Annotated in this window: 7 protein-coding genes; 3 read left to right on the forward strand and 4 right to left on the reverse strand. The window is 47.0% G+C overall.

Features of this window, described 5'->3' with window-relative positions; genetic code table 11:
* Positions 1-76: 76 nt before the first annotated feature.
* The 3 genes from FH603_RS25295 to FH603_RS25305 form a co-directional block, all read right to left on the reverse strand.
* Positions 77-604, reverse strand: a complete 528-nt coding sequence (locus tag FH603_RS25295; protein ID WP_186741531.1) for a 5' nucleotidase, NT5C type — start codon at positions 602-604, stop codon at positions 77-79.
* Positions 601-2109 (reverse strand): dihydrolipoamide acetyltransferase family protein, encoded by a 1509-nt coding sequence (locus tag FH603_RS25300; protein WP_186741533.1) that lies wholly within the window; start codon positions 2107-2109, stop codon positions 601-603. Before FH603_RS25300 ends, FH603_RS25295 begins: the two co-directional genes overlap by 4 nt.
* Before the next feature lie 69 nt (positions 2110-2178).
* Positions 2179-3447, reverse strand: coding sequence for a competence/damage-inducible protein A (locus tag FH603_RS25305; protein ID WP_186741535.1), 1269 nt, complete (start codon positions 3445-3447; stop codon positions 2179-2181).
* A 174-nt stretch (positions 3448-3621) separates the two neighbouring features.
* Between FH603_RS25305 and FH603_RS25310 the strand changes: the two genes are divergently transcribed.
* Complete coding sequence (locus tag FH603_RS25310; protein WP_186741537.1) at positions 3622-4383, forward strand: DUF4197 domain-containing protein; 762 nt, start codon at positions 3622-3624, stop codon at positions 4381-4383.
* Between the two features lie 46 nt (positions 4384-4429).
* Here the strand turns inward: FH603_RS25310 and FH603_RS25315 are convergent, their stop codons facing one another.
* On the reverse strand, positions 4430-4804 hold the full coding sequence (locus FH603_RS25315) for a helix-turn-helix domain-containing protein (RefSeq protein ID WP_186741539.1): 375 nt from the start codon (positions 4802-4804) through the stop codon (positions 4430-4432).
* A gap of 694 nt (positions 4805-5498) precedes the next feature.
* Between FH603_RS25315 and FH603_RS25320 the strand changes: the two genes are divergently transcribed.
* Positions 5499-6545 (forward strand): hypothetical protein, encoded by a 1047-nt coding sequence (locus FH603_RS25320; protein ID WP_186741541.1) that lies wholly within the window; start codon positions 5499-5501, stop codon positions 6543-6545.
* The gene (locus tag FH603_RS25325; RefSeq protein WP_186741543.1) at positions 6520-7077 is read left to right on the forward strand and encodes a hypothetical protein; all 558 of its coding nucleotides are present in this window, start codon (positions 6520-6522) and stop codon (positions 7075-7077) included. The genes FH603_RS25320 and FH603_RS25325 overlap by 26 nt, the downstream gene beginning before the upstream one ends.
* The last annotated feature ends 87 nt before the right edge of the window (positions 7078-7164 follow it).

Consider the following 7164-nt stretch of genomic DNA (forward strand, 5'->3'; position numbering starts at 1 on the left):
TCAGTTTTATGCCATCAAGCAAAAAGCGGAGTCAGCTACAACTGACCCCGCTTTTTTGTTCCGGAAGCTGATTCATCTAAAGCAGCACCTTTGCAATCTCTTCCCACGATTTTACCCGCTGAAATTCGCTGTCCTCCCGGTTGTGAAGCGCGTCGAAGAGCAGGCCCTGCCCCTGAAACGTTCGCAGGTTACGGGGCAGATCATCAATCAGGAAATCGGTATTCAGGATGCTCTTGTCGCCCAGGAATACGTAGTTGTGCCAGGTGATAGCAGGGAAATGTTCCTGCAGCCAATCCCACTTCTCGCGGAGAGAGTTAGGAAACTCCTGAGCCGCTGTGGCAATATACACATCGTAGGTTACCATCAGGTCGCTGATAACTTGCTGGGCACCTTCCATAACTGGAATATCGCGAAAAAATCCGGGCTCAAAGACCCGTTGCGAGAGGGCCTTATATTCATCTTCATCGAATAATTCGTGGAATGACTTTTCTTTCAACTCGTCCAGGTTGTAGCGGGGCATATCGCCTGCCAAATAAAGATGAGCAAATTTGGTATGGGTGTCGGCCATGACGTCGTCCATGTCGATGGCAATGCGTTTTTTCATAACGATCGGGTTATATCAAACTTTTCAAGGTAATCGGCTACGCGCCGGACAAACTGCCCGCCCAGTGAACCGTCTACAACGCGGTGGTCGTAGGAATGTGACAGGAACATCAACTGCCGGATACCGATGAAATCACCGTCAGCGGTTTCGATAACGGCCGGTTTCTTGACGATAGCGCCAAAGGCCATAATGGCGACTTGTGGTTGCAGGATAATGGGGGTTCCCATCAGGTTGCCAAAAGTGCCTATATTCGAGATCGTATAGGTGCCCCCCGCCAGATCATCGGCGGTGAGCTTGTTTTCCCGGGCGCGTTTTGTCAGATCGTTTACCTTTTTGGTCAGGCCCACCAGGTTGTACTGATCGGCGTTGTGAATGACCGGCACAATCAGATTGCCGCTCGGCAGCGCAACCGCCATACCAACGTTCACCTGTTTTTTTACCAGTATCGTATCGCCATCCACCGACACGTTGATCATTGGGAAGTCCTTGATGGCCCGGGCAATGGCTTCGATCAGGATAGGCGTATAGGTCAGGTTCTCGCCAGTCTGCTGCTTGAACTGATCCTTGATCCGCGCCCGCCACTGTACAACGGGCGTCATGTCGGCCTCGACGAATGAACTTACATGGGGAGAAATTTGCTTCGACTCCACCATGCGCTGGGCAATCATCTTACGCATCCGGTCCATCTGGATAATGTCGGACTGCCCATTGATGGAGCCCGAAGCACTGCCATTGACGGGCGGCTCTGATTTGGGCGGAGAGACCCGTGGGGTGGCTCCGGATGGCGGGGGTGTTGACGGGGGTATCTGCACGGCGGCAACGGGGGCCACCCGTCCTTCGGCCCGGTCGATAACGTAGGCCAGCATATCTTTTTTCGTGACCCGGTTATCCGCACCCGACCCAATAATCCGGTCGAGTTCATCGCGCGAGATACCTTCCTCTCTGGCAATATTCAGAACCAGGGGTGAATAAAAACGGTCGGAGAAAGTGGCAGGACTTTCTGCCAGTTGGGTTGGTGAAGCAGCTACCGCTTTGTCGGCCATGGGCGCACTTCGGCTACTGAGCGTCGAAATGCTGGCTTCCAGCTCTTGGGCGGCTTTGACTTCGGCCAATTCGTCTATTGATTCCGGTTCGGTCTCCGCCGGCACATTAGCCACATCCCCAATACCCATCGGCGTCTGATCGGCGTTGACGGGCGTAGAGTCGGGTACGGTAGCCGGGGCAGGCGGGGCCGGAGCCGACTGCGTATCGCCCGATACGGCCTCTTCGGTTTCAAGCCGGGCAATGGGCGCACCCACAGCCACCACGTCACCGTCCTTTACCAGAATTTCTTTGAGGATGCCGTTATACGGGGCCGGTACTTCGGTATCTACCTTGTCAGTAGCTACCTCCAGCACCGATTCGTCGGCTTCGACCCGGTCGCCGGGCTGTTTGAGCCACCCGATAACCGTACATTCCATTATACTCTCGCCCATTTTGGGCATGACCATGTCGATGAGTGCCATTTGTAGTGATGAATTAGGAGCGATGGGTGATGAGTTATGGGACGCTTATCGCTCATAACTCATCACCCATTACTGGTTTAAGATTTCCTCCCGCAGCATGTTCAGGACATACGTGGCGGTGAGCTGAATGTTCTGATCGCGGTACTGGCCCAGGGTAAGCAGCCGCGTAACGGTGCGGTTGGCGGTGGCGCAGGCAATCCAGACCGTGCCAACGGGTTTGTCCGGTGTGCCGCCGTCGGGTCCGGCAATACCACTGGTAGCAATACCGGCGCTGGTGCCCATGGCGTGGCGAACGCCCTCGGCCATTGCCCGAATCGTTTCTTCACTAACCGCTCCGTGCTGCGACAGGATCTCGGGTGAAACGCCTAACTGCTTTACCTTAACGTCGTTGCTGTAGCTGACAATGCTTCCCTGGAAGTAGGCCGATGAGCCGGGTACTTTCGTGATCTGGGCGGATACGTATCCGCCCGTACAGCTTTCGGCGATACCCAGCGTCATGTTCTTGTCGGTCAGCAGGCGACCGACAACCGTTTCCAGTTCGTCATTATCAAAGCCGAACACATGTTTCTGGATGAGTGGCATAACCAGCGCTGTCTGCTCGGCCAGCTCGCGATCGATTAGTGCATCGTCTGTGCCGGTAGCGGTAAGCCGCAACCGAACCTGTCCGAAATGGGGGAGGTAGGCCAGTTTAATGTGGCTGGGCAAGGCATCTTCCCAGGCTTCGATTCGTTCGGCCAGAAATGATTCGCCAATACCAATGGTCCGTATCATCTTATGCCGGATGATGGGCAATGCGAACGTGTTCTGCAGTTTGGGTAGAATACGGTTCGTCATCAGGTGCTTCATTTCAAACGGCACCCCCGGCAGCGATATATAAATACACTGCCGACCGTCGCCCCGGTCGTGCTCGAACCACATGCCGGGGGCCGTGCCCCAATCGTTCTGGATGTACTGGGCATTGGCGGGCAGATCAGCCTGACCCCGGTTGAGGTCGGTCATTTCGCGCCCGCGCTTTTCGAAGAAGCCCGTTACCAAGGCCAGCGCCGTTTCATTCCGCACCATCCCGACACCGAAATACGTACAGAGTGTCTTCTTGGTGATATCGTCTTTGGTAGGTCCCAGGCCACCCGTGATGATAATAACCTCGGCGCGCTGGTGGGCCTCGTTGAGAATCTGAAGGATCGCATCGGTCTGGTCCCCAACGGAAGATTTGCGGGTGATACGGATGCCGATATTCGTTAACTCGGTGCCGATCCACTGGGTATTGGTATCGGTAATCTGGCCGAATAAAATTTCGTCGCCGATGGTGATCACTTCGGCACGGATGGTGTTGGTCATAGGTGTTCTGACAGGGATCGTGTAACAGGAATAGGGCTTGGTGCCCTTCCACGGCTGATAAACAACTATTTATTCATCAGGCAATTTACATTCGCCACTAAGTATGGTCAAAAGTACGAAAAAACGATTTAGGCCTGTTGGCCGTTAGGTATTGGTTAACCTGAATTATCTAAGATGAAGAAAAAGACATTACTCGCAAGCCTGGTAGCCCTATCACTGGCCACCACGCTTCAGGCACAGGATTCAACCCAAAAAAAGTCGTCCGGTGGTTTCTTCGGTAAAGTGCTGGAGGCTGTAACCCAGCCTAACGGCAGTGGCACATCGGGCAATCTGTCGAGCAATGATATTGCGTCCGGTTTAAAAGAAGCGCTGCGTATCGGGATCAGCAAAGGAGCCGACAAAGCATCGGTTACAGATGGTTATTTCAAAAATCCGCTGCTCCGGATCGCCTTTCCACCCGAAGCGCAGAAAGTAGCTGCCCGGTTGCGTCAGATCGGATTGGGTGCTCAGGTCGACAAGTTCGAATTATCCATGAACCGGGCTGCCGAGGATGCGGCTAAAGTAGCTAAACCCGTATTTATAAAAGCCATTACGTCGATGAGTATTGGCGACGCGGTGGGTATTCTGCGCGGCCAGAACGATGCGGCTACCCAATACCTGCGCCGGACGTCGGGTCAGCAGCTGGTGACCGAATTTACGCCCATCATTGATAGCACCTTGAAGAAAAACAACGCAACGCGCTACTATACGGATCTAGTAACGACCTATAACAAACTACCGTTTGTACAAAAGGCAAATCCCAGCCTAACCCAGTATGCTACGGGCAAAGCGGTCGACGGACTGTTTCTGCTGGTAGCACAGGAGGAGCAGAAAATACGGGAGAACCCGGCTGCCCGCGTGTCTGATCTGTTAAAGCGGGTTTTCGGCAGTAAGTAGCCACCTTGCTAACCCCAATCCTTAACAGGTTGATGCACAAGATCCATCAGGTTACTTGCTGTTCCAGCATTTTTATGTAATTCAGCAACCGTCTCTCTCGTTCAACGTTTTGGTCACGTTCCCGTTCAAGTTCAAATATCGTTTTATCCCGTTCCAATAGTTGCTGTTTCTGGAAGGCTATAAGGGTGGCTGCATCGGCCGTTGTGCCAGCAGTGGTATTATCGGCGAGCAACGAGGTGAGCGGCACCTGCAAAACGGCAGCAATCTGTTGAAGTCTTACGGCTGATAAGCGGGTTTTATTATTTTCAATTTTTGAATACGTTGCCGGACTGACACCAATGAGTTCAGCAACGTATTCTTGTTTCATGTTTTTCGACTCGCGGACCTTTCGTATGTTAATTACCAATGATTTATTAGACATAGGGTTATTGGATGAACAGAGTAGATAAGGTGCCATCTACTGAGAAGACCTGAACTGATCGGGCAATTGCTTTCGAGACGGTTAAGTAAGTATAAAGTGACTTTATACTTACTTAACCGTCTCGAAAGCAATTGCCCGATTTCGAAAGAGACTTTCGATGTTGCCTCGTCACCTTTGTTGTGCCGAAGCGAAGCAACCCGTTGGTGTGGTTGCGGAAAGTAGAGGTCTAAACCGAATGAACCGTTTATCACTGGCTGACTTGAAAGCCAAAGCAAATGTAGTAGCGAATGTAGAGGCCATCAAGGGGGGAGTAACCGAGGCATGCCATGTAGGGTCATGTGGAGATGCAACAATGCCAGCAGATGGTACGCGAGTAGCAAAGCCCGGAAAAAGTATCTAATTATTTGAAAGCCCTAATTTGATTACTATTGAATTAGGGCTTTTAAATAATTAAGTAAAATTAATCTAATCCAGAGTTAAAAGGGAAAAACTTTAGGTGGTTAAAATAACAAATTAAACTCTATACTCTCTTCAACTCTGTGTTTTTGCCTAATTTAAATTTGCTTGATTACTCAATTTGATTATGTAACTAATGAATATATACTTCAGCTTAATATTACTGCTATCATGGTTCGTAGCATGTTCTCAATCTACAGTAAATCACAAAAGCCAGATTTTATTTGTTAATCCATCGGTGATTAACGAAGAAGAGCCAGAAGTAAAGCAGGTTTTGTCCGTTTGGCAAGATTATTTATCTACAAAGGACTCTTTATATCAATTTAATCCCTACTGGGCCTCAAGAGAATACAGCAAAAGGAATGTGCCGGATTATTTCTATAAGCGAGTTAATCACTCAGTCTTTTATAATCAAAAAAAATTTTATAAACCAACTATTCTGTCTGTTGAAAAGGAGGATAGCTCATATATCATAAAAACCTTATTTGCTAATGGAGAGAAAGATAATAATTTTAGTCGCGTCTCTGCAATTATAAATGTTGAAGTCGTAAAAGAAAATGGAAAATGGAGGTTAATGTCAATGTTAGATCGAAATATTAAAAATAGTTTTAATCAACATAAGGTAGATATGATTAACTATTACCATCCTAAAAGAAGAAATTTAGATATTCCATTGTGCCATAAATTTGCTTTAGAAAATACTAAAATTGCCCAAAAGTTTTCCGTAAATCCTATTTCCGTAACATACTATCTGTGTGAGAATAATAAGGAAGTCCAGCGCTTAAAAGGGTTTGACTTTGAGATCTCAATGGCTTACCCAAATCAAATAAGTGGTCTAGCTGATATTTTCAATAATACAATTTATGCTGGTAATAACAGTGAATGGTATTCCCACGAGTTGATTCATTTATATGTTAATAAAATTTATGGTACTAATATTAATGAAATTTTTAATGAAGGTATTGCTACTTACTTGGGAGGTAGTGTAGATAAACCCTTAGAATTTCATTTGCGTAAAGTAACAAAATATGTTAAACTGCATCCTGTAAACTTCAATAATTTATCTTCATTAGATGGGATTGATGGCGAAACAAATTTCCAATACTCTATCGGAGGTTTATTATGTAAAATAGTTGAGGATAAACAAGGCTTCGAAGGAGTGAAAAAATTACTAGAAACCGGGAGGTCAGATGAGGAATTTTTTCAAGCGATAGAATCCATAGTTAAGGTTAAATCTATTGATTTTAATAAGTTTATTTATGAAGAACTTGAAAAATATAACTAACGAGATACTATGTTTAAAGATTGACATTGATCTGATTCAAGCTAATCAGATTGAATTAGCGGATACTATCCGATTACTCTTGTATGAGCACTATCCTGCGTGCTTTGAACGACTTTCCTATGAGGATGATCGAACATTCTTAGAGCCAGCTTTATTTTATGTATTTTCCGAGAAATCAAGTATAAATATATCTGTTGATCAAATAGTTTATGGTTATATAGATTCAGATAAACGGCCAAGTTCTTTTGCCAGTTTAAGTGATCCCTTTGGGGAGGTTTATTTAGGGAACCACGGATCGTTTAGCGATAACCCTGTAGTAGAGTACGTGCAAAAACTGCAAACTCCATTAAAAAAAATAATTCGGATAGCAGATACTATCCAATTAAACTGCCATGCGCCTTTTATACTGTATACTGATAAAGTTGATACTACGAAATTTGCTGAACCAGTACTAGAAACCGTAATAAAATATAAAGGGCCACTAGAAGCAGCATTTTATATTTTACAGAATAATACTAATTCAAAATCATAAAGACGCATTCAGAATGTAGGGAAAGCAAGTCAACTCGATGACTGTCTGCCGACCCGTGAATAACGCTTCAAGAACAGCCCGCAAACG

It is taken from the genome of Spirosoma utsteinense, assembly GCF_014282275.1.
Lineage (GTDB): Bacteria > Bacteroidota > Bacteroidia > Cytophagales > Spirosomataceae > Spirosoma > Spirosoma utsteinense.

Bases quoted from the DNA above. Each gene is read 5' to 3' on its own strand.
- FH603_RS25305 (WP_186741535.1), bottom strand. From the start codon at position 3,447: ATGACCAACACCATCCGTGCCGAAGTGATCACCATCGGCGACGAAATT.
- FH603_RS25315 (WP_186741539.1), bottom strand. From the start codon at position 4,804: ATGTCTAATAAATCATTGGTAATTAACATACGAAAGGTCCGCGAGTCG.
- FH603_RS25325 (WP_186741543.1), top strand. From the start codon at position 6,520: ATGAAGAACTTGAAAAATATAACTAACGAGATACTATGTTTAAAGATT.
- FH603_RS25300 (WP_186741533.1), bottom strand. From the start codon at position 2,109: ATGGCACTCATCGACATGGTCATGCCCAAAATGGGCGAGAGTATAATG.
- FH603_RS25295 (WP_186741531.1), bottom strand. From the start codon at position 604: ATGAAAAAACGCATTGCCATCGACATGGACGACGTCATGGCCGACACC.
- FH603_RS25310 (WP_186741537.1), top strand. From the start codon at position 3,622: ATGAAGAAAAAGACATTACTCGCAAGCCTGGTAGCCCTATCACTGGCC.